The 20,024-nt window shown below is 65.6% G+C and carries 21 protein-coding genes; 13 read left to right on the forward strand and 8 right to left on the reverse strand.

The window, feature by feature from the left end:
- Positions 1-160: 160 nt before the first annotated feature.
- Genes andAc through ACO2Q9_RS06770 form a run of 8 tightly spaced genes read left to right on the forward strand, consistent with a single transcriptional unit; the run spans position 161 to position 6,967 of the window.
- Positions 161-1,453 (forward strand): anthranilate 1,2-dioxygenase large subunit AndAc, encoded by a 1,293-nt coding sequence (gene andAc / locus ACO2Q9_RS06735; protein WP_423309557.1) that lies wholly within the window; start codon positions 161-163, stop codon positions 1,451-1,453.
- Between the two features lie 41 nt (positions 1,454-1,494).
- The gene (gene andAd / locus ACO2Q9_RS06740; RefSeq protein ID WP_423309966.1) at positions 1,495-1,977 is read left to right on the forward strand and encodes an anthranilate 1,2-dioxygenase small subunit AndAd; all 483 of its coding nucleotides are present in this window, start codon (positions 1,495-1,497) and stop codon (positions 1,975-1,977) included.
- Positions 1,978-1,989: 12 nt separating this feature from the next.
- Positions 1,990-2,355, forward strand: a complete 366-nt coding sequence (locus tag ACO2Q9_RS06745) for a non-heme iron oxygenase ferredoxin subunit (protein ID WP_423309559.1) — start codon at positions 1,990-1,992, stop codon at positions 2,353-2,355.
- A gap of 34 nt (positions 2,356-2,389) precedes the next feature.
- Entirely contained in the window at positions 2,390-3,583 is a 1,194-nt protein-coding gene (locus tag ACO2Q9_RS06750) for an ABC transporter substrate-binding protein (RefSeq protein WP_423309561.1), read from the forward strand.
- Positions 3,584-3,605: 22 nt separating this feature from the next.
- Positions 3,606-4,526 carry a branched-chain amino acid ABC transporter permease gene (locus ACO2Q9_RS06755; protein ID WP_423309563.1) on the forward strand — a complete coding sequence of 307 codons (921 nt, stop codon included), beginning with the start codon at positions 3,606-3,608 and terminating at the stop codon, positions 4,524-4,526.
- 4 nt (positions 4,527-4,530) lie between these two features.
- A complete protein-coding gene (locus tag ACO2Q9_RS06760; RefSeq protein WP_423309565.1) occupies positions 4,531-5,502 on the forward strand; it encodes a branched-chain amino acid ABC transporter permease in 972 nt (323 codons plus the stop codon).
- On the forward strand, positions 5,499-6,251 hold the full coding sequence (locus ACO2Q9_RS06765; RefSeq protein WP_423309567.1) for an ABC transporter ATP-binding protein: 753 nt from the start codon (positions 5,499-5,501) through the stop codon (positions 6,249-6,251). Before ACO2Q9_RS06760 ends, ACO2Q9_RS06765 begins: the two co-directional genes overlap by 4 nt.
- Entirely contained in the window at positions 6,248-6,967 is a 720-nt protein-coding gene (locus tag ACO2Q9_RS06770; RefSeq protein WP_423309569.1) for an ABC transporter ATP-binding protein, read from the forward strand. The genes ACO2Q9_RS06765 and ACO2Q9_RS06770 overlap by 4 nt, the downstream gene beginning before the upstream one ends.
- A gap of 16 nt (positions 6,968-6,983) precedes the next feature.
- On the opposite strand, the gene ACO2Q9_RS06775 is transcribed toward ACO2Q9_RS06770, so the two are convergent.
- From ACO2Q9_RS06775 to ACO2Q9_RS06785, 3 genes are read right to left on the reverse strand one after another with little or no spacing between them, the layout of a single operon-like run.
- Complete coding sequence (locus ACO2Q9_RS06775; protein ID WP_423309571.1) at positions 6,984-7,418, reverse strand: hypothetical protein; 435 nt, start codon at positions 7,416-7,418, stop codon at positions 6,984-6,986.
- A gap of 39 nt (positions 7,419-7,457) precedes the next feature.
- Positions 7,458-8,714: an FIST signal transduction protein gene (locus ACO2Q9_RS06780; RefSeq protein ID WP_423309573.1), complete on the reverse strand. Its 1,257-nt coding sequence runs from the start codon at positions 8,712-8,714 to the stop codon at positions 7,458-7,460.
- A complete protein-coding gene (locus ACO2Q9_RS06785; protein ID WP_423309575.1) occupies positions 8,711-9,430 on the reverse strand; it encodes a PhaM family polyhydroxyalkanoate granule multifunctional regulatory protein in 720 nt (239 codons plus the stop codon). The genes ACO2Q9_RS06780 and ACO2Q9_RS06785 overlap by 4 nt, the downstream gene beginning before the upstream one ends.
- A 110-nt stretch (positions 9,431-9,540) precedes the next feature.
- Between ACO2Q9_RS06785 and ACO2Q9_RS06790 the strand changes: the two genes are divergently transcribed.
- From ACO2Q9_RS06790 to ACO2Q9_RS06810, 5 genes are all read left to right on the forward strand, one after another.
- Complete coding sequence (locus ACO2Q9_RS06790; protein WP_423309577.1) at positions 9,541-9,903, forward strand: DUF2946 family protein; 363 nt, start codon at positions 9,541-9,543, stop codon at positions 9,901-9,903.
- A 132-nt stretch (positions 9,904-10,035) separates the two neighbouring features.
- Positions 10,036-12,201 (forward strand): TonB-dependent siderophore receptor, encoded by a 2,166-nt coding sequence (locus ACO2Q9_RS06795; RefSeq protein WP_423309579.1) that lies wholly within the window; start codon positions 10,036-10,038, stop codon positions 12,199-12,201.
- 10 nt (positions 12,202-12,211) lie between these two features.
- A complete protein-coding gene (locus tag ACO2Q9_RS06800; protein ID WP_423309581.1) occupies positions 12,212-13,039 on the forward strand; it encodes a DJ-1/PfpI family protein in 828 nt (275 codons plus the stop codon).
- Positions 13,036-13,632 (forward strand): SCO family protein, encoded by a 597-nt coding sequence (locus ACO2Q9_RS06805; RefSeq protein ID WP_423309583.1) that lies wholly within the window; start codon positions 13,036-13,038, stop codon positions 13,630-13,632. The genes ACO2Q9_RS06800 and ACO2Q9_RS06805 overlap by 4 nt, the downstream gene beginning before the upstream one ends.
- 24 nt (positions 13,633-13,656) lie before the next feature.
- Positions 13,657-14,130 carry a copper chaperone PCu(A)C gene (locus ACO2Q9_RS06810; protein ID WP_423309585.1) on the forward strand — a complete coding sequence of 158 codons (474 nt, stop codon included), beginning with the start codon at positions 13,657-13,659 and terminating at the stop codon, positions 14,128-14,130.
- A gap of 19 nt (positions 14,131-14,149) precedes the next feature.
- Here the strand turns inward: ACO2Q9_RS06810 and ACO2Q9_RS06815 are convergent, their stop codons facing one another.
- The 5 genes from ACO2Q9_RS06815 to ACO2Q9_RS06835 form a co-directional block, all read right to left on the reverse strand.
- Positions 14,150-15,565 (reverse strand): PepSY-associated TM helix domain-containing protein, encoded by a 1,416-nt coding sequence (locus ACO2Q9_RS06815; protein ID WP_423309587.1) that lies wholly within the window; start codon positions 15,563-15,565, stop codon positions 14,150-14,152.
- 13 nt (positions 15,566-15,578) lie between these two features.
- Complete coding sequence (locus ACO2Q9_RS06820) at positions 15,579-17,651, reverse strand: TonB-dependent receptor family protein (protein WP_423309589.1); 2,073 nt, start codon at positions 17,649-17,651, stop codon at positions 15,579-15,581.
- An 86-nt stretch (positions 17,652-17,737) separates the two neighbouring features.
- The gene (locus ACO2Q9_RS06825; protein ID WP_423309590.1) at positions 17,738-18,139 is read right to left on the reverse strand and encodes a hypothetical protein; all 402 of its coding nucleotides are present in this window, start codon (positions 18,137-18,139) and stop codon (positions 17,738-17,740) included.
- A gap of 38 nt (positions 18,140-18,177) precedes the next feature.
- Positions 18,178-18,993: an enoyl-CoA hydratase/isomerase family protein gene (locus ACO2Q9_RS06830; RefSeq protein WP_423309592.1), complete on the reverse strand. Its 816-nt coding sequence runs from the start codon at positions 18,991-18,993 to the stop codon at positions 18,178-18,180.
- A gap of 69 nt (positions 18,994-19,062) precedes the next feature.
- Positions 19,063-19,914: an amino acid ABC transporter substrate-binding protein gene (locus tag ACO2Q9_RS06835; protein ID WP_423309594.1), complete on the reverse strand. Its 852-nt coding sequence runs from the start codon at positions 19,912-19,914 to the stop codon at positions 19,063-19,065.
- Between the last annotated feature and the right edge of the window lie 110 nt (positions 19,915-20,024).

The raw sequence follows: 20,024 nt of genomic DNA on the forward strand, positions 1-20,024 counted from the left end.
ATCTTTCGCAAGAAATGCGCCACACGGGTGCCCGAAAGCTTGCAGTTTCCTGCTGGAAATGGACAGCGCTTCTGCCCGCCTGCGATTTCCGGATAGCCGGGCCCACCGGCCACGCGGAACATCGACTCCGACGCTGCCATCCAGCCCAGAAGGATCCACGATGAATCAGGCAATCGACATCAGCGCACTGAAACGGTCCGGCGACGACCCGGAACTCGACCGTTTGGTGCATTTCTCGCACCCGGACGGTTCGCGCGTGCCTTACAAGGTTTTCAGCTCGCAGGACGTGTTCGACCGCGAGCAGGAACGCATCTTCCGCGGTCCGGTGTGGAGCTTCGTGGCGCTGGAAGCGGAAATCCCCAAAGCCGGCGACTACAAGAGCACCTTCGTCGGCGACACGCCCGTCGTGGTGACGCGCACCGAGGACGGCAGCATCGCCGCCTGGGTGAACCGCTGCGCGCACCGTGGCGCCATGGTCTGCCGCAACGCACGCGGCAATGCCAAGAGCCACACCTGCGTGTACCACCAGTGGAGCTTCGACACCAAAGGCAACCTGCAGGGCGTGCCCTTCCGCCGTGGCAAGGACGGCGCGCCCGGCATGCCGGCCGACTTCAACCCCAAGAACCACGGCCTGAAGCAGTTGCGTGCCGAAAGCTACAAAGGCCTCGTCTTCGCCACGTTCAGTGAAGAAACGCCGCCGCTGGAGGACTACATCGGCGAGCAGATGCGCCCGTGGGTCGACCGCGTGATGCACAAGCCCGTCGTGTACCTGGGGTGCACGCGCCAGTACGCACGCAGCAACTGGAAGCTCTATTACGAGAACGTGAAGGACCCGTACCACGCGAGCCTGCTTCACCTGTTCCACACCACGTTCAACATCTTCCGCGTGGGCATGAAGGCGCGCTCGATGCCCGACGCCAAGCACGGCCTGCACAGCATCATCACCTCGACCAAGCCCAAGGAAGAGAAGGAAGACACGGCCGACGCGTACAAGCAGCAGGCCATCCGCTCGATGGACGAGGGTTTCCGGCTGGAAGACGACTCGGTGCTCGGCTTCGTCTCGGAGTACGAGGAAGACTGCACCAACCACATCCAGACGATCTTCCCGCAGCTCGTGCTGCAGCAGATCCACAACACGCTGGTCGCGCGCCAGGTGCTGCCCAAGAAGCCGGGCGAGTTCGAACTCGTCTTCCACTTCTTCGGCTACGAGGACGACACGCCCGAGCTGCGCGCGCTGCGCATCAAGCAGGCCAACCTGGTCGGCCCGGCCGGCTACATCTCGATGGAAGACACCGAGGCCACGGAACTGGTGCAACGTGGGACTGCACGCGACGGCGACGCCGAGTCGTACATGGCGCTGGGCACGGCCGAGACGCCGCGCCAGGACACGATGATCACCGAGAACCTGATCCGCCGCTTCTGGTCGGGTTACCAGAAACTGATGGGGTACTGAGCATGGGCGCCGCACTTCCCGACACCACTGTCGCAACCCCCATGACGTCCCTCGAATCCGTCGTGCTCTGGTGGGAAATCCAGCAGCTGCAGGAACGCTACAGCTTCGTGCTGGACAACAACCGCCTGGAGGAATGGGCGGAGCTGTTCACGCCCGACTGCTTCTACGAGATCGTGCCGAAGGAGAACGCCGACGCGGGCCTGCCCATCGGCCTGATCTACTGCGACAACCAGCGCATGCTGCGCGACCGCGTGCTCTCGCTGCGGCATGCCAACATCTACGAAGAGCATGCGTGCCGGCATCTCACCTCGGGCCTGCAGATCACACGTGTGGACGCCGACACCGTCGAGGCCAGCTCGAACTACGTGATCGTGCAGACGCGCACCAACGGCGAATCCTTCATCTACCAGGCCGGCCGCTACGAAGACCGCATCGTGCGCACGCCCGAAGGCTGGCGTTATGCGAAGCGCCGCGCGATCTACGACACCTCGCGCGTGATCACGCTGCTGGCCACCCCTGTCTGACATTTTCTTGACATGAGCGACACCACCATGCAGGCCGACGCAGCCGCCGCCACCACGGACGCCGACTGGCACGACGTGGGCGAGCCCGACGATTTCCCCGATGGCGGCTCCTGGCCCGTCGTCGCGGGTGGCATGCCGATTGCTGTGTTCCGCCAGGGCGAAGCGCTGCATGCGCTGCACGACCTGTGCACACACGGCAACGCGAAGCTGTCCGATGGCTACATCGAAAACGGCTGCGTCGAATGCCCGTTGCACCAGGGTCTGTTCGACATCACCACCGGCGCGCCCTGCGGTGGACCCGTCGAACACGCCGTGCGCACCTTCCCCGTCGAGATCCGTGCGGGCCGCGTCCATGTGGCCGTCCCCGCGAAATCCTGAACAACCCGTTTTCAACCCGACTTCTGGAGTCACCATGAACAAAGCAACTCTTATCCGCTTCGCCACCCGCGCAGCCGTGGGCACGGCCGCTGCCGCCGCCTTCGCCACGAGCGCCCTGGCTGCGGACCCGGTGAAGGTGGGTCTGGCGCTGGACATCTCCGGCCCGTTCGCCGCCGGCGGCGCCGAAACGCGCGACGCGATCAACCTGGCCATCAAGCTGCTGGACAGCAAGCTCGGCGGCTACCCCGCTGAATTCATCCAGGCCGACACCGCCGGCAACCCTGACCAGGCCAAGCAGATCGTCGACCGGATGATCCAGCAGAACAAGATCGACTTCTTCACCGGCGTCACGCCTTCCAACGTGGCGCTGGCCGTCGGCCCTGCGCTGTTCGCCGCCAAGGTGCCGTTCATCACCAGCAACCCCGGCCCGAGCCAGTACGCCGGTGCGCAGTGCAACCCCTACTTCTTCGGCAACGGCTACCAGAACGACACCTGGGACGAGGCCGCCGGCAAGTGGGCGACCGACCAGGGCATCAAGAGCTCGTTCATCATCGCCCCCAACTACCCCGCAGGCCGCGACCACCTGACCGGCTACAAGCGCACCTACAAGGGGCAGATCGTCGCCGAGGTGTATGGCAAGGTCGGCCAGCTCGACTACGCCGCCGAGATCGCACAGATCCGCGCTGCCAAGCCCGAGGCCGTGTTCTTCTTCCTGCCCGGGGGCATGGGCATCAACTTCATCAAGCAGTTCGTCGCGTCGGGTCTCTCGAAGGACGTGCGCCTGGTCACCAGCCCCGCGTCGGCCGACGAAGACACCATTGCCGCCGTGGGCGAGCCGATGCTGGGCCTGTTCTCCACCTCGCAGTGGTCGCACGACCTGACGAACCCCGCGAACATCAAGTTCGTGACCGAGTTCCGCAAGGCCTACAACCGCTATCCGACGTTCTACGCCGCACAGGCCTACGACGTGATCATGTCCATCGACGCCGCCGTGCGCGACGTGAAGGGCGACGTGAAGAACAAGGACGCCGTGCTCAAGGCGCTGAAGGCCGCCAACTATCAATCCAACCGCGGCCCGTTCAAGTACGGCACCAACAACTTCCCGATCCAGGACTACTACCTGCGCGTGATCGGCAAGGACAACGCCGGCAAGATCACCAACAAGACGCTGGCCACGCCTTTGAAAGGCTACCAGGACGCGTACGTGTCCCAGTGCAAAATGAAGTGACGGTTCGTCGCGCAATCGACGGATGACGTTCACTCTTTTCTTCGAACAGCTGCTCAACGGCATCGGCTACGGCCTGATGCTGTTCCTGCTGGCCGCAGGGCTCACGCTGGTGTTCGGCATCATGGATGTGATGAACCTGGCCCACGGCTCGCTGTTCATGGGCGGGGCCTATGTGGCCGCGCAGGTGCACACGAGCTCGGGCTCGTTCGTCGGTGGCGTGCTCGCGGCGCTGGCGATCGTGGTGCTGGTCGCCGTGCTGCTGGAGGCGCTGCTCGTGCGGCACCTCTACGGCCGCGACCATCTCGCGCAGGTGCTCGCGACCTTCGGCGTCATCCTCATCGCAGACGACGTGGTCAAGATGATCTGGGGCCCGTCGCCGGTCATGGCCTCCGCGCCGGCGGCACTCACGGCCCCGTTCGAAATTTTCCCCGGCCTGCCGTATCCGTCCTACCGCCTCGTGATCCTCGCGGCAGGCGTGCTGGTGGCACTGGGCCTGTACCTGCTGGTCAACCACACGCGTGTGGGCATGCTGGTGCGTGCGGGTGCGTCGAACCGGCCGATGGCGGAGTTGATGGGCGTGCGCGTGGGCCGCATCTTCTCGCTGGTGTTCATGCTCGGCGCGGCGCTTGCGGCACTGGCCGGCGCGCTGATGGGCCCGATCACTGCCGTACAGATCGGCATGGGCGAGGAAATCCTCATCCCCTCCCTGGTGGTGCTGGTGATCGGCGGCATCGGCTCGGTGCGCGGCGCGTTCGTCGCCGCGCTGCTGGTCGGCCTGGTCGACACGCTGGGGCGTGCGTTCGTGCCGATGGCGCTGCGCGGCTTGCTGCCACCCACCGTCGTCTCAGACCTCGGCCCCGTGATCGCGGGCCTGATGACCTACGCATTGATGGCCGGCGTGCTGGCATTCAAACCTGCGGGCCTGTTCCCGGCGCGCGGATGACACGATGAAGAAATCCGGTTCCTGGCTACCCTGGTTCTGCCTCGCGTTGCTGGCGGCGTTCCCGCTGGTCGCACCGCTGATGGGCATGGACTTCTATGTGAACTTCGTGCGCCGCGCGATGATCTTCGCGCTGGCTGCGGCGAGTCTCAACTTCATCCTCGGCTTCGGCGGGATGGTGGCGCTGGGGCACTGCGGCTTCATGGGCGTGGGCGCGTACACGCTCGTCGCGCTGGCTGATGCCGGTGTCGAATCGGCCTGGGCGATGTGGGGCGCGGCGATGATCGTTGCGGCGCTCGTGTCGCTGGCCATCGGCGCCATTGCCCTGCGCACGCGCGGCGTGTACTTCATCATGATCACGCTGGCCTTCGCGCAGATGCTGTACTACATCTGCGTGTCGCTGCGCACCTACGGCGGCGACGACGGCTACAACCTCATGCAACGCCCCGGCTTCGGCCTGGGGCTGGACAGCACGCACGAGCCGACGTTCTACTGGGTGGTGCTGGCGCTCTTCACGGCCGTGATGCTGCTGCTCAACCGCACGACCGTCTCGCGCTTCGGGCATGCGCTCACGGGCATCCGCGACAACGAGACGCGCATGCAGGCCATGGGCTATCCGGTGTTCGGCCTGCGCATCGTGGCGTTCGCGATTGCAGCAGCCGTCGCGGGCCTGGCGGGCGCGTTGCTCGTGTCGCACAACAATTTCGTGAGCCCGGGCGTGATGCACTGGACGCAGTCGGCCACGCTGATCGTGATGGTGGTCATCGGCGGCGTCGGTCGCCGCTGGGGCGGCCCCGTCGGAGCCGGCGTGTGGATCCTGCTGGAAGAAATCGTGAAGCAGTACACCGACTACTGGCATCTGCCGCTGGGCGTGCTGCTGATCGCCATCGTGTTCTTCGCGCCGCGCGGCGTGTCGGCCTTGTTCGACCGCAAACCCGAGGATGAAGCCGGCGCACCGAAAGCGGAGGCCCACGCATGAGCCTCTTCGCGATCGACGGATTCGTCAAGAATTTCGGCGCATTGCGCGCCACCGACAACGTGAGCCTCACGGTGGACGCGGGCGAAATCCACGCGCTGATCGGACCGAACGGCGCGGGCAAGTCCACGCTGGTCAATCTGATCTCCGGCCTGTTCCCGCCGGACGCCGGGCGCATCGTGCTCGACGGCCGCGACCTGACGCCGCTGTCGATGAACCAGCGCGTGCATGCCGGCCTGTCGCGCTGCTTCCAGATCACCAGCATCTTCAAGAACGCCACGGTGATGGACAACCTGCTGCTGGCGGTGCAGGCGCACGCGGGCAGCAGCCTGCGCTTCCTGAAGGTGCGCGACAGTGAAGAGGCCCTGCGCGCGGCAGCTCTCGCGCTCGGCCAGCGCGTCGGCCTCGCGGGGCTCGAGCAACGCATTGCCGGCACGCTGCCGCATGGGGTGCAGCGCAAGCTGGACGTCGCGCTCGCGCTCGCATCCAGGCCCAAGGTGCTGTTGCTGGACGAACCGATGGCCGGCATGGGCCCGGAAGACTCTGCGCAAATGGTGGCGTTGATCCATACGCTGAAGAAGGACATGGCGATCCTGCTGATCGAACACGACATGAAGGCCGTCTTCGAACTGGCCGACCGCATCTCGGTGCTGGTCTATGGCCGCGTGCTCACCAGCGGCACGGCCGACGGGATCCGCGGCAATCCGCAGGTGCAGGCTGTTTATCTCGGCAGTGAAGAGGTTCCGGCATGAGCATCGCACCGCCCCTTCTCGAAGCACAGGGACTCGAAGCCGGCTACGGCGCGAGCCAGGTACTCTTCGGCATCGACCTCGCCATCCGCGCCGGGGAAGTCGTCACGCTGCTCGGCCGCAACGGCATGGGCAAGAGCACGACGATCAAGACGCTGATCGGCGCGCTCACGTTGCGCAAGGGCATCGTCCGTTTCGGCGGGCAGGAAACGCAGCGCCTGAAGGCGGATGCCGTGGCGCGGCTGGGCGTGGCCATCGTGCCCGAAGGCAGACAGTGCTTTCCCAACCTCACTGTGCGCGAACACCTCGTCGCGTTCGCCGACAACCGCAGCGGCCTGCGCGATGCGTGGGACCTGCAGCGCCTTTACAAGCTGTTCCCGCGTCTCAAGGAGCGCGAGAACAACATGGGCAACCAGCTCTCGGGCGGCGAGCAGCAGATGCTGGCCATTGCCCGCGCGCTGTCGACCAATCCGCGCCTGCTGATCCTCGACGAAGCGACGGAAGGCCTCGCCCCCGTCATCCGCGAGGAGATCTGGAACTGCCTGCGCCAACTGCGCGAAGCCGGCCAGACCATCCTGGTGGTGGACAAGTACATCGACCGGCTGCTGGGTCTGGCCGACCGGCACGTGGTGCTGGAGCGCGGCCGTGTGGTGTGGACCGGTGATTCAGCGGCGCTGAATGCGGACCGCTCGGTCTGGCAGAACTACCTGGGCGTCTGAGCCCGAGCCCCATCACTTACTTCGACAGGGTCGTGCACATCGATGCACTGCCGGGCACGCAGCCGTCGGTGCAGACCGCCTCGGATTGCATGTTGATCGCCGCCGCGCCGCCCGGCGTGCGCGAGCAGGTGACCTTGCCACCCATATCGCGGATGCAGCTGCCGGGGCCGCAGGACGCCTTGCCGTAGAAGTCGTGCGCGATGCCGCCGTCACGCGGCGAGCACTTGATTTCGGGGGTGTCGCGATCCTGCATGCAGACGGTGCGCGCAGGCGGGCAGACCGTCTCGCCGCGGATGTTGGTGACGCAACTGCCGGTCTGGGATTGCGTCTGCGCGTTTGCGGGCATCGCACCGGAGAGCGCCAACACCGACGCAGACACCAGCGCAGACACGAAGGCCAGTGTGGTTGCAAGGAAGCCGGCGTTCGGGCGGGCACGAAGCAGTGAATTCATGGGCAGGTCGTCTCTTCCGGGTATTGTTCTTCCGGAAGTCTAAATCGTGAAGACCGTCAGGACACCTGTGTAGCCATAAAGATGGTTACGAGCGATTTCACCGCCCGCGAAAAAGCCGACCAGCGGCACGTCGCCCAGCGCGTGGCGCACGATCTGCAGTTCCGCACCCGGCGCACCGAAATGCGGACCGCCGCGTCCCGCGCAACTGACGTACACCGCGCCCGCGATGCGCCGCGCCGGGTGGGGCGCGGCTTGCGCTTCGGGTGCAGCCAGGGCGGTCGCGGTTTCGAGCGCCTGTTCCTGCGGCTCCAGCTCTTCGCGGATTTCGGCACAGATGCGCATCAGGTCGGCGCGCGCGGCCTGCATGTTGCGCTGGCAGAAGGCCATGCGCATGCCGGGCTCCACCTTGTCGGCAACGGCGATGCCGCGCCGCCCCGGATCCAGCCCGATGATGTGGCGCACGATCACGTCGTCGCCGAAGTTGCCGGTGCGGCCGACGGCACCAGTGCCGTCGCGTTCGTGCAGCAGGCCGACCAGCGTCGCACGCACCGCCGCCAGTGCCTCACGCGGCTCTTCCAGCGACACCTTCAGGTCCTGCAACAACACGTCGAGCGCGGGCTCGCCGTCGAGCTCCGTGATGACATTGCCTTCCGCGGCCGTGACTTCACGCTCCGCAGACACCGGCAGGCAGCCCTGCGTGACGCGCGACACGACGCTCACGCCTTCGCCGAACGCCACACCGGACAGACCCCCATGGAACACGCCGCGCGCCGCGCCCTGCCCCTTGATGTTGCCGTTGCCGCCGATGGCGAACTGCACCGCCTGCGTGCGGCTCGAGGCGAGACCGCCGAAGAGATAGCCGCTGTCGGTGCGCTGCGCCATCTCGTCGATCAGTTCGGCCACGTCGGGCGTGTGCGAGTCGGCATGCACCAGCGCCGTCTGCGCCTCGAAGCCGATGCCCAGCGGTGCGACGCCGGAGAACACGCGGTACTGGTCGGTCGGCAACTCGCACAGCATTACCGCGAGCGCGGGCTCGTCGAAATACTCCGCGTTGTTGGCCGCGACGCCAACGCCCACGGTGCCGGACCAGTCGGTGATCTCGGGCAACTCGGCGCTCAGGTGATCCAGGATGTCCTGCGCTGCCGACGCGTAGTGGTCCGTCACATACAGCAGCGCGAGCGTCGGCGCGCTGGCATAACCCGGCAACGCCATCTGGGCGCGGAGTTGCGCCAGCACCAACGCGGCAGCCATGCGCCATTGCGGGTGCGTTGCATGGCCATGAGGGAAAAGTTTCATGCGCCTGCCTTGCGGGAACGGCTGGTCTTGCCGGTGGTCTTGCGCACGGGTTTCTTGCGCGATGCCGGCCTGCTGCCGGTCTTGACCGGCGAGGTTGCGGCACCCGGAACCGCCACGCCGCTGGCCGCCGCGTTCTGCGCGACTTCCTTCATCGCGCTGGTGGCGATCTGCTGGAACTGCTGGGTCAGCGCGCCCCACCATTGCATCGGGTCGACCACACCTGCACCAGTCCCTTTGGCTGCTGCTTTCGCTGCAGACTGGGTGGCCTGCTTGCGTGCGGGCTTCTTGCGCGCCGGCGCCTTGCCGAAATCGGTGTGGGCCGCAGGTGAAGCCTCCGCCTGCTGCCCCGTCGGCACGACAGGCTTGTGGAACGCGGCGAACGGATCGCTCGCCGGCTTGGCCCTGAACGCCTCGGTCATGTCTTCCATGCTGAAGTTCATGCCCTTGAGCGTGGCCAGGGTCATCTTCTGCACTTCCAGCGCCTGCAGCGTCGCCTTGAGCGCGGTGGAATTCTGGTCGAGCCAGAACTGCACGGCCTTCAGTTCCTCGATGCGCTTGTCCAGCTCTTCCACGCTGATGGTCGGCGCAACCCAACTGGGAACCCCGGGCATGCCCGGAATCTGCGGCATCCCCGGCGCGCCCTTCGCCAGGCTCTGGAGGAAGTCGAAACCGGGCACGAACTTGCCGAATCCGAACGCATCCTTCGCATCACTCATGGCTGCTCCTGGGGTTTGCCGTGCATGAGCGACAGCTTACTCCAGCAATGCATCGTGTGGTCAGCCTGCGCGCCCCGCTGCAGCAGGAAACGATCAAGCATAATTGCCGCATGCATCGTTTGCGCATGTCCCTCGGCCTTGCCCGCCTCGTGCTGGCATGGTTCGCATTGACAGTGGCCGCGGCGATCGCATCCCCCGTCGTTCATCCGCAGCAGATGCAACTGGTCTGCAGCGACGGCGGGAAGGTGAAGCTCGTTGTTGTCGGCGATGACAACGGCGGGAAGGTGAAGATGGGGCACCACGCCCTGGACTGCCCCGCCTGTCTGGCCGTCACGCTGCCGACGCATTACGCGCCTCCCTCGTTCCAGGCATCCGCACCGCAAACGGGCGTGCTGGCACCGTTTGTCGAGGCCCGGCTTGCGCTGCTGGTGGGCGCGCCGCTTCCAGCGCGAGGCCCTCCGAAGTTCCTCTGACATCCGCCATCCCGGATGGAGTCGCCGCCGCTGATGCGGCGGCCTCCTGCTACGCCTGACGTCGGGCGGGCCCGGATGGTTCCAGCCACGGCCACTGCCGTGGACGATCCATTGTCATGAGGAAATTTCCAGATGAATTCTTTTGCCCCCCAACCGCTCAGGGCGGCTTTCGTTGTCGGCGGCCTGATATCCCTGTGCCACGCGGCGCTTGCGCAAACGTCAGCAGCGACGCTGCCGACCGTGACCGTCACAGGCACGCAAGGCGACTATCGCGCACCGGACAGCAGTGCCGCCACACGCACCGAGACGCCGAACCTCGAAACATCCCAGAGTGTGCAGGTGGTGCCCCGTTCCGTGATCGAGGACCAGGGCGCCCTTTCGCTCGTGGAAGCGGTCCGCAACGTGTCAGGGGTCCAGTACGACTTCGGCTTCAACGGCTCGCTGCAGCCACTGCTGATCCTGCGCGGCTTTCCATCGACCTCGATGACGGCGATGAGCTCGATGTCCGGCAGTTCCAGCTATTACCTGGACGGCTCGAAAGTCATGGGCGTGCCCATCAACATGGCGAACGTCCAGTCGGTGGAGGTCGTCAAGGGACCTTCCAGCGTGCTCTACGGCCGCTCGGAGCCGGGTGGCCTGGTCAATGTGGTGTCGCGTCCCATCTCCAGCGTGTCCGAGTTCAGCTTCGAGCAGGCGCTGGGCTCCTACGGCCTGTCCCGCACTGCGGTCGAGGCCTCGGGCTCGCTGAACGCCGACCGCACGCTGCGCGGGCGTGTGGCTGCTTCCTACTACGACACGGATTCGATCCGTGACTACGTGAAGGATCGGCTGGGTGCCTTCAGCGGCAGTCTGGCGTGGATGCCTGACACCCGGACGAACATCACGGCAACACTGGACTACTCGGACAACCGGTATCGCACCGACATGGGCATACCCGCATTCAACGGCAGGCCAGCCGACCTGCCCTGGTCGCGTCAGTTCAACGATTCCCCTTACCTTTCCAGCGCAAAAACGAGCAGTATCAGGCTCGACGCCTCGCACCAGATCAACGACATCTGGCAAGTCAAGGCGCGCCTGCTCTCGCTGCGCAGCGACACCTCGGAAATGGACATCTCCACCTGGCGGACCGACATGGGCATGGGCATGACGCCTGCGCAGACTTGCCCCGGCTCCGGCAATCCGCTGTGCCGCTACTACTTCTACGTGCGCCCGGATGGCGAGTACAAGGTCGATCAGATCAACGTGGACCTGACCGGAAAGTTCAGGACGGGCAGCCTGGGCCACACCTTGCTGGCTGGTTTCGACACCTACCGCACGAAGAAGACGGGTACCACGTATTTCCAGCAGATCGACTCCGCCGATGTTTTCAATCCGTCGCTCGGCGCCACGCCGGCGCTCGACCCGGCGATGGCGATGCCGCAGGACTATGACGACTACAGCCGCTGGACGAGCGTGTACCTGCAGGACCAGGTGTTCCTGGGCAACGGCGTATCGCTCACCGGCGCATTGCGGCATGACCGCACGAGTGCGGTCTACGGTGTTCCCGGCACTGCGCCCAACGAGCAGTCGTTCACCACGCCGCGCCTGGGTGTCGTCTGGAAATTCGCGCCCAACCAGTCTGTCTACGCGCAATACCAGGATTCGCTCGCAGCCAACAACGGCCGCGACACAGTCACCGGCGCGGCGCTGGCGGCCGAGCGCGCGCGTCAGGTGGAAGTCGGCCACAAGATCGAGATGCTGGACGGCAAGCTCAGCTCCACGGTGGCCGTCTTTCAGCTCACCAAGCGCAACCGCGGCGCCTCCGTGCTCGATCCGCTCTCCCCGACCGGCACCAATGTGATCACGATCGGCGAAGCGGTCTCGCGCGGACTGGAATGGGACATCTCCGGACAGATTTCCAATCGCCTGTCGGTGATCGCGTCTTACGCCTACACCGATGCCGAAGTCACACGCGATCCGACGTACCAGGGGATGAAGCTGGCCAACGTCGCCCGCCACACCGCGAGTCTGTGGGCGCGCTACGCCATCGACAGCCAGTGGACGGCGGGCGGCGGTGTATTTGCGCAGAGCCAGCGGCAAGGCGATGCCGGCAACACCTTCCAGTTGCCCGGCTACGCGCGTCTCGACGCGATGCTGGCCTATCGCTTCGGCCTGGGCGGCGGCAAGGCTTCGCTGCAGTTCAACATCGACAACATCCTGGACAGGAAGTACTACACCAGCAGCCACCAGTTCCTGCAGGACTGGATCAAGCTCGGCACGCCGCGCACGGCACGGGTTGCGCTGCGCGTGGACTATTGAGGAGACCTGCATGGACGACGATCGCAGGCATTTCCTCAGGGCCGCCGCTGCGGCACTCGCCGCATCGCCCTGGCTGGGTGCAAACGCCCAGACCGGGGTGGACACACCGCACCCGCACGACATGTCGCAGATGCCGGCATCGTGGACGGGCAAGGAACAGATCGGAATGGTGATGTACCCGGGCATGACGGCACTCGATTTCGTCGGTCCGCAGTACATGTTCGCCAGCCTGCTCGGTGCCACCGTGCATCACGTGGCGGCGGACATGAAGCCGGTGAAATGCGATACGCAAATCTCGTTGCTCCCCACGGCCACTTTCTCGCAGGTCCCGGAAAACCTCGACATCCTCTTCGTGCCAGGCGGAGGCGCCGGGACCATCACTGCCATGCAGGACGCATCGCTTCTGCGCTTTGTCGCAGAACACGGCCGACGGGCCAAATGGGTGACGAGCGTGTGCACGGGTTCACTGGTGCTGGGTGCCGCCGGTCTCCTGACGGGCTATCGCGCGACGTCTCATTGGGTGACGACGCCCTTGCTCGCGGAGGTGGGTGCCATCGCGGACAAGTCGCGCGTGGTTCGTGACCGTAACCGGATCACGGGCGCCGGCGTGAGCGCAGGGCTCGACCTGGGCCTGACCCTGGTCGGCATCCTGCGCGACACGCTCTACGCCGAGACGGTGCAACTGTTGGCCGAGTACGCGCCGCAGCCTCCGTACAACGCAGGCACGCCGCGCACCGCGCCGCCGGAAGCCAAGGCGATGCTGGATGACATGTTCAAGGAGTTCAATCCCATGGCGCGCGCAGCAATCCGGAAATCGCCAGGCGGGGGAGCTTCATGATGAATCGCCGCGCGATGGCTGCCGCCGCCGTGGCAGTGTGCGCTCTCGGCATTGCCGGCTGCGACAAGCCCGGACCCGACGTTCCTTTTCATGGCGTTGATATAACGGGCGCCAACTATGCGAAGGACTTCCGGCTCAAGGACCCGCAGGGCCGCGAGCGGACGCTGGCTGATTTCAGGGGCAAGGCGGTGATGCTCTTCTTCGGTTTCACACAATGCCCGGATGTGTGCCCGACAGCGCTCTTCCGGGCCGCCGAGGTCAAGCGGTTGCTGGGTGCAGATGGCGACCGGCTGCAAGTGCTGTTCGTCACCATCGACCCTGAACGCGACACCCCGAAAGTCCTGAGTGAATACACTGCGGCCTTCGATCCGGAGTTCATCGGCCTGCACGGGACCCTCGAACAGACCGACGAGACAGCCAGGGCATTCAAGGCCTATTACAAAAAGGTGCCGACGGGGACCTCCTACACCATGGATCACTCGGCATTGAGTTACGTCTACGATCCGCAGGGCAACATACGGCTGGCTCTACGGCACAACCTGTCGGCGCAGGAATTTGCCGCCGACCTGCGACAGATCCTCCATCCCTCCTGACCCTCTTCAAAAAGGAACCTTCAAATGAATTCCACCCTCCGCTCCCTCTTCGTCGTCGCCTCCATGCTGGCCAGCGCTGCGCAGGCCCAGGTCAACGTGAAAGATCCGTGGGTCCGCGCGACCGTGCCGCAGCAACAGGCCACCGGTGCGTTCATGCAGATCACGGCGGCCAAAGATACACGCCTCGTGTCCGCCAGTTCGCCTCTCACACCCAATGTGGAAGTCCATGAAATGGCCATGCAGGACAACATCATGCGGATGCGCCAGGTCCCGTCCATCGAACTGCCTGCGGGTAAGCCGGTGGACCTCAAGCCCGGCGGTTATCACGTGATGTTCATGAACCTGAAGGCGCAGGTGAAAGCCGGCGACACCGTGCCCATCACGCTGGTGTTCGAGGACAAGACCGGCCGGCGCGAGACGGTCGAAATCAAGGCGCCGGTGCGGCCGCTCAACAGCAGCGCGGCCCCGGCCGCAACGCACGGCGACCACAAGCACTGACGGCTTCGGACCAGGGCGGTCAGAGACCGAACCGCTCGTGCCATCGGGCCGGCACGAGCGTGTCCACCAGCAACGCGACCAGCATGGACGCACCCAGCAGCGGGTAGAGGATGCCCAGCACGATGGCAACCGCCAGCGCGCCCGCCGCCGCACGATCGGCAGAACGCCGGGGAGGCGCGGCGAGGCGGCCTGCAGGTCGGCGTTTCCACCACATCACCACAGAAGTCACCGACAGGGCGATGATCGAGAGGCAGGCGGCCAGCATCACCAGCCGGTTGAGCCAGCCGAACTGCAGGCCGGTGTGGATGTTGATGCCCCATTCGATGGCACGGCCCGCGACCCCATAGTCGCGATAGCCCACATCGGAGAGCACCGCCCCGGTGTACCGGTTCAGATGGACAACGCGCTGCATCCGGACATCGTCCGGAAATTGCATGGCCGCATACGTGCCCTGCGGCCCCTGCGGCAGGCTGACGGGGGTTGCAGCGCCGAGGCCCAGCCCACCGAAAATCTTCAGGGCCGCATTCAGGCCGATGGACGGCGCCGGAGGCTGTGAAACTTGCGATGCCTGCTGCGGCGAATGATGAAGATGCGGGTCCGCATGCGCATGATGGCCATGAGGCGCAACGGATTGCGGTTGCGGTGCCTGGGAAATCATCCACGGAACGCTGGTCCCGACGGCTGTGAGCGGCGGCGCTGACGCAGGACCCGGCCCGAACAGGTACCTCGGCAGGCCGATGCCGAGTTCACTCGTGATGCGTCCGAACTGCTGCCCCCAGAAGGCGGACCAGGGCATGCCGGTGACAGCGAGGAACAGGATGGCAGCAGCGGCGACGACGCCGGTCACGGCATGCACGTCACGCCACCAGGTCCGCTGTCCGGGTCTTCCCCGCACGCTGTAGACGCCACCCCGCCGACCTCGCGGCCACCACAGGAAGGTGCCGGTAATGACCAGCACGATGGCCCATCCCGCGACGATCTCCACCCAGAGGTTTGCCGCCTGCCCGGCAATCGCCAGCGAGTGAAGGCGCTTGACCACCTCCATCAGCCGCCACTCGTCGGCGAGCGCCCCCAGAACACGCCCCGTTGCGGGGTCGAGGTACACGCCGATCGTGCCCTCCGCAGTCCGGACCCCGACTTCCGCGCTGCGCCCCGGCTGGGGCGGCGGTGTGAACCGCGTCGGCAGACCCGGACGCGAAGCGAGGGCAGCACCGATGAGCGACTCGGCATCGAGCATCGGACCACTTGCAGGACCTGCAAACCACAATTGACGGTACACCACCGATTCGACAGTGTCCTTGTAGAGATAGAGCGCCCCTGTCAGCGCCATCAGCGCGAGGAAGGGCAGGCAGATCAGGCCGGCATAGAAATGCCAGCGCCAGACGCGCCGGTAGAGCGCCGATTCCGTGCGCGATGCAGCGATGGGGGTGGACATGCCCGGACCTTCCTCAGAACTTCAGGCGAGCCCCGACGTAGAGCGAGCGCGGTTCGCCGGAAGTCAGGATCGCTGCGTTGGCGCCGGCCACATCGCGCACGCTGAAGTACGACACGTATTTCCTGTCGCCCGCATTGCGCAGCTCGCCATAGACCTCCCACTGCCTGGTGGTGTAGCCCGCGCGCAGGCCCCACAGCGTGTAGGCGTCGACGGTGTACGTATTGGAGAAGTCCGCGAACCGGCGGCCGACAACGTCGAACGTCGGTCCGAAGAACAGGCCGCTGGCATGACGGTACAGCACTTCGCCCTTGATCGCATAGCGCGGCGCAGCGGGTAGCCGGTTGTCGCCGTAAGTTGCGTCGCCCTGGAACTTGAAGTGATTGAGCGTGAAGTTGACCAGGGGCTCGATGCGGTGGGCTCCAGCATTGTCGAGCGCGAAGCTGGCGCCGACCAGTGCCTCCAAGCCAGCGTGGATGGTCCTGCCGACGTTGGTGGACAGGCTGGTCCCTGGCGCGAGCGGATTGTCCAGCGAGAGGATTTCACCGCTCAGCCGGCCATAGTAAAGGGCGGTGTCCCAATGCACGCGGTGCCGATCGAAGCTGTGCGAGCCGCGCGTGCCGACTTCCAGCACCACGCCGCGCATCGCATCGAGTGTGGCGTTGTTGCCGCGCACGTCGTCCTCGAGCTCATACAGCGTGGGAGCTTCGTAGAGCCGGCTCACATTCGCGAAGAGCTGGCTCGTCGGCGACAGGTCGCGGATGACGCCCACGCGCGGATTGAAGCTGTCGTAGTCTGCTTGAGGATTGCGCACGGCGTTCGTGGCCACCGTGGTGTTGCGTACTTCGCGGCTGCCCGAGACCATTTGCGCGCCATACACGGCGGTCCATTGCGGTGCGAACTTCCAGCGGTCCACCACGAACAGCTCGAGGTTGTCCGCCTTGTTGGACACGGCCGTGTCGATCGACTGCGCTCCACCGGGTACGTAGCTGTAGTTCCCGCCGCTGACCGTGGTGCGGCCATAGTTGAGACCGGTGAGCATGTCATGGTCACCCGACTTGCGCTGGTACCGCAGCGTGGCGCCGGTGTTGCGCTGTGTCGTGTCGATCAGCAGCGAGAAGAACGGGGGCGCGTAGACGATGGGGTGGTAGAGCTTCTGTTCCTCCACGGAAATACCAGCCGTCAGGCTGCTCTCGCCGTCAATCTGCCACACCGTCCTGTTCGCCACACGGGCGGTCTGCACGTTCAGGCGGTAATTGCCGAGGACTGCCGAAGCTTCTGCTGCCCGCGGATTGGCGTCGAACTGGGCGCGTGTGAGCGCGCCTGGCAGTTGCTGCTGGTTGTCGATGCCGGTGACGTAGAAGCGCGTGCCGACCGAATCCGACAGCTGGAAGCCGGCATTGGCGTAGAGGCCCTGACGCTCCTGGTTCTGGTGCTCGCGGAAGCCATCGTAGCGTTTGGCTTCTCCGGTGACGAGCATGTCGAAATTGCCGGCCACCGTGCCGATCGTGAATCGGCCCTGGCGCTGGCCATGGCTGCCACCGTTGACCATGACCTCCCAAGGGGCGCCGTCGCGCGCCGTGGGCGAGATGAAATTGATCGCGCCACCCAGCGTGCTTGCGCCGTAGGTCAAAGCGTTCGCACCGCGCGCGACGACAGCGCGCCGCATCGACAGGGGATCGACATCACGGTTGTGGTTGTTTCCGTCGGCCGCCGTCACGGGCAGTCCGTCGACCAGCAACTTCACGCCGTTGCCGTCGTAATTGGTGGCATCGAGGTTGGAGCCCCGGATGGACAGGAAGGTCGAGTCACCCGTTGACCCGCTGGCCGACCACACACCCGGCGTGTATCGCAGCGCGTCACTGAGGCTGGTGACATTGCGTTGGCGCAGCGCCTCTCCTTCCACCACGGTCACGCCACCTGGCGTGACCGAACGTTCAATCTCGACTTCCTTGCGCGACTGGTCTCCCTCGCGCTCGGCCATGACCTCCACGGCCCGAAGAGTGTGGGTCTGAGTGTCCTGCGCATGGATGACGGCGCAAGGCACGACGGCGAGCGCAGCCACGATGGCGCGCGTGTTTCGTTTCATGTGAATCTCCTGACGGTTCGGCTGGGCATGACATGCCCTTCAGGGCGCGTCGTGCCGGAAAGCACCCCGGAAAGGGGCGCGATGGATCAGCCGTGCACGGGTGGAGCGTGCGCAGGAGGCGTGGGCGACTGAGGGCGGGACGCCGTTGGTGGTGTCGGGGGGGAAAGCCCGGGCAGGCCGGCATCCACCCGCATCGGGTTAGTCGAAACAACGATGAAGGGAAGGGCGTACGCGGCACCGACGCCGCACAGCATGGCGCAACTGGCAAGATGCTCGGGGCTGACGCCGCCTTCTTCGGCGAGCGCGTCACGAACTTCCTGGGGCAAGCTCGCGAGCGCCTGCTTGGCAGACGCAGGCTCACCGCACCACACCTGTCCGACAGCCTTGGGTGCCGACATTGCCATTGCATGCGCAAATGGCATGAATGCTTGCGCAAGCCATGCAAGCATGACCAGCGCGAGACGCAATCTGGCGGAAGCGGTTTTCATCGGGAACCGCGATTGTATGGGGGGCGAATGGCGCGCCCTCAGGAAAATTTCGGCGCGCGCCGCTCACGCAGCGACGACAGGCCTTCGCGTACGTCCGGCCCTGCGAAACCCATGAATTCGAGTGCAAGCGAGGTGTCGAACGCCGGCCCGGCCTGTCGCAGCCAGTTGTTGAGCGAATACTTGGTCCAGCGGATCGCGGTCTGGCTGCCGGAGGCCAGCCGGTCGGCCACCTCGTAGGCCTTGGGCAACAGATCGGCATCGTCCACGGTGAGCGAGACGAGGCCGATGCGCTCGGCCTCTTCGCCCGAGATCGCATCGCACAGCATCAGGTAGTACTTGGCCTTGGCCATGCCGCACAGCAGCGGCCACACGATGGCCGCGTGGTCGCCGGCCGCCACGCCCAGACGGGTGTGCCCGTCGACGATCTTCGCCGTCTTCGAGGCGATGGAAATGTCGGCCAGCAAACCCGCGACGAGCCCCGCGCCGACCGCTGGCCCGTGCATCGCGCTCACGATCGGCTTGTCGCAGTTGATGACGTTGTAGACGAGGTCGCGCGCTTCCTTCCACACACGGGTGCGCACCTCGAAGTCGCGCGACATGTCGTCCACCAGCGCGAGGTCGCCGCCGCCCGAGAAGCCCATGCCTTCGCCGCGCAGCACGGCGCAGCGCACCGAGTTGTCGGCAGAGACGTCGCGCCAGATTTCGCTGAGCTCCCAATGCCCTTCGTGCCCGGACGTGGGCAGCTTGCCGTTCAGCGCGCGCATCTGGATGTCGAGCACTGAGCCGACACCGCCGTGCTCAGGGCCGCGCCGGGTGATGGAGAGGGTCTGGTAGCGGGAGTACTCGGGTTTCATGCCGGGCATGCTAGCGCGGCATGCGCCCCTCGCGCCTCGGCAGAAACACCCGGATCGCGAGCGCCGGTATTACTTCGACTTCGCGATCAGCGTCTTCAGTTCGTCCGACATCGGGATGCCCAGCGGCTTGGCAGGCGGCCGCGCCTGGATGAACCATTTGTCGTACCAGGCCTGGAAGCTTCCGTCCTGCATCGCCTTGGTGATGACGCCATCGACGAGCTTGCGCATGCCCGCGTCGCCCTTGCGCAGGCCGATGGCAATCGGCTCGGACGACAGGCGGTCCGGCAGGATCACATAGTCAGCGGGCGACGAAGTGGCGGCGCGCTGGGTGGCCAGCAACACGCCATCGCGCGCATAGGCAGCGGCCCAGCCGAGTTGCAGCTGGCCGAACGCGGCATCCGCACCCACACCCTTGTTCAGTTGCCACGGCAGTCCGTTCTTCGCGGCGAATTGCGTCACCACATCCGGTGCGGTGGTCGTGCCGATGACGGAGATCGGCTTGCCCTTGATGTCGGCCACTTTCGTGAAACCATCCTTCGCACGCACCATGATCTGCACGGCGTCGACAAAGATCGGCATCGAGAAGTCCGCCTCCTGGCGACGCGCGGCCGTGTCGGTGATGCTGTCGCACAGCATGTCGATCGAGCCCGAGCGCAGCAGGCGCAGGCGCTGGTCAACGGCGACTTCCACGTACTTCACCGGCATCGGTGTCTTGCCGCCGATTTCGGCCTGCAGGCGCTGGACGATGCCGTTGCAGAACTCCATCGCATAGCCGGCGGGCTGGCCCTGCGCGTCCTTGAGCGCGAACGGCGCTGCTGCAGGCCGGTAACCGACCTGGATGACGCCGCGCTGCTTGATGTTGTCGATGGTGGCCTGGGCATGCCCCAGCACAGGCGCCGATGCCACGACAGCGGCCGTCATCAACCTCAACCAGGAACCGGAAACAACCATACCCCGAACCCCTTTAATATTCCGACTCATTGTTACTGAAAGCGACGCCCGGCGCAAACCCCGGAACACACTGGGCAAAC

This window comes from Variovorax sp. VNK109 (assembly GCF_049445855.1).
In the GTDB taxonomy this organism is placed as follows: Bacteria; Pseudomonadota; Gammaproteobacteria; order Burkholderiales; family Burkholderiaceae_C; genus JAGOCV01.

Bases quoted from the DNA above. Each gene is read 5' to 3' on its own strand.
- ACO2Q9_RS06835 (WP_423309594.1), bottom strand. From the start codon at position 19,914: ATGACGGCCGCTGTCGTGGCATCGGCGCCTGTGCTGGGGCATGCCCAG.
- ACO2Q9_RS06780 (WP_423309573.1), bottom strand. From the start codon at position 8,714: ATGAAACTTTTCCCTCATGGCCATGCAACGCACCCGCAATGGCGCATG.
- ACO2Q9_RS06795 (WP_423309579.1), top strand. From the start codon at position 10,036: ATGAATTCTTTTGCCCCCCAACCGCTCAGGGCGGCTTTCGTTGTCGGC.
- ACO2Q9_RS06815 (WP_423309587.1), bottom strand. From the start codon at position 15,565: ATGTCCACCCCCATCGCTGCATCGCGCACGGAATCGGCGCTCTACCGG.
- ACO2Q9_RS06765 (WP_423309567.1), top strand. From the start codon at position 5,499: ATGAGCCTCTTCGCGATCGACGGATTCGTCAAGAATTTCGGCGCATTG.
- ACO2Q9_RS06820 (WP_423309589.1), bottom strand. From the start codon at position 17,651: ATGAAACGAAACACGCGCGCCATCGTGGCTGCGCTCGCCGTCGTGCCT.
- ACO2Q9_RS06770 (WP_423309569.1), top strand. From the start codon at position 6,248: ATGAGCATCGCACCGCCCCTTCTCGAAGCACAGGGACTCGAAGCCGGC.
- andAd (WP_423309966.1), top strand. From the start codon at position 1,495: ATGACGTCCCTCGAATCCGTCGTGCTCTGGTGGGAAATCCAGCAGCTG.
- ACO2Q9_RS06830 (WP_423309592.1), bottom strand. From the start codon at position 18,993: ATGAAACCCGAGTACTCCCGCTACCAGACCCTCTCCATCACCCGGCGC.
- ACO2Q9_RS06760 (WP_423309565.1), top strand. From the start codon at position 4,531: ATGAAGAAATCCGGTTCCTGGCTACCCTGGTTCTGCCTCGCGTTGCTG.
- ACO2Q9_RS06825 (WP_423309590.1), bottom strand. From the start codon at position 18,139: ATGAAAACCGCTTCCGCCAGATTGCGTCTCGCGCTGGTCATGCTTGCA.
- ACO2Q9_RS06790 (WP_423309577.1), top strand. From the start codon at position 9,541: ATGCATCGTTTGCGCATGTCCCTCGGCCTTGCCCGCCTCGTGCTGGCA.
- ACO2Q9_RS06755 (WP_423309563.1), top strand. From the start codon at position 3,606: ATGACGTTCACTCTTTTCTTCGAACAGCTGCTCAACGGCATCGGCTAC.
- ACO2Q9_RS06745 (WP_423309559.1), top strand. From the start codon at position 1,990: ATGAGCGACACCACCATGCAGGCCGACGCAGCCGCCGCCACCACGGAC.
- ACO2Q9_RS06785 (WP_423309575.1), bottom strand. From the start codon at position 9,430: ATGAGTGATGCGAAGGATGCGTTCGGATTCGGCAAGTTCGTGCCCGGT.
- andAc (WP_423309557.1), top strand. From the start codon at position 161: ATGAATCAGGCAATCGACATCAGCGCACTGAAACGGTCCGGCGACGAC.
- ACO2Q9_RS06800 (WP_423309581.1), top strand. From the start codon at position 12,212: ATGGACGACGATCGCAGGCATTTCCTCAGGGCCGCCGCTGCGGCACTC.
- ACO2Q9_RS06750 (WP_423309561.1), top strand. From the start codon at position 2,390: ATGAACAAAGCAACTCTTATCCGCTTCGCCACCCGCGCAGCCGTGGGC.
- ACO2Q9_RS06810 (WP_423309585.1), top strand. From the start codon at position 13,657: ATGAATTCCACCCTCCGCTCCCTCTTCGTCGTCGCCTCCATGCTGGCC.
- ACO2Q9_RS06775 (WP_423309571.1), bottom strand. From the start codon at position 7,418: ATGAATTCACTGCTTCGTGCCCGCCCGAACGCCGGCTTCCTTGCAACC.
- ACO2Q9_RS06805 (WP_423309583.1), top strand. From the start codon at position 13,036: ATGATGAATCGCCGCGCGATGGCTGCCGCCGCCGTGGCAGTGTGCGCT.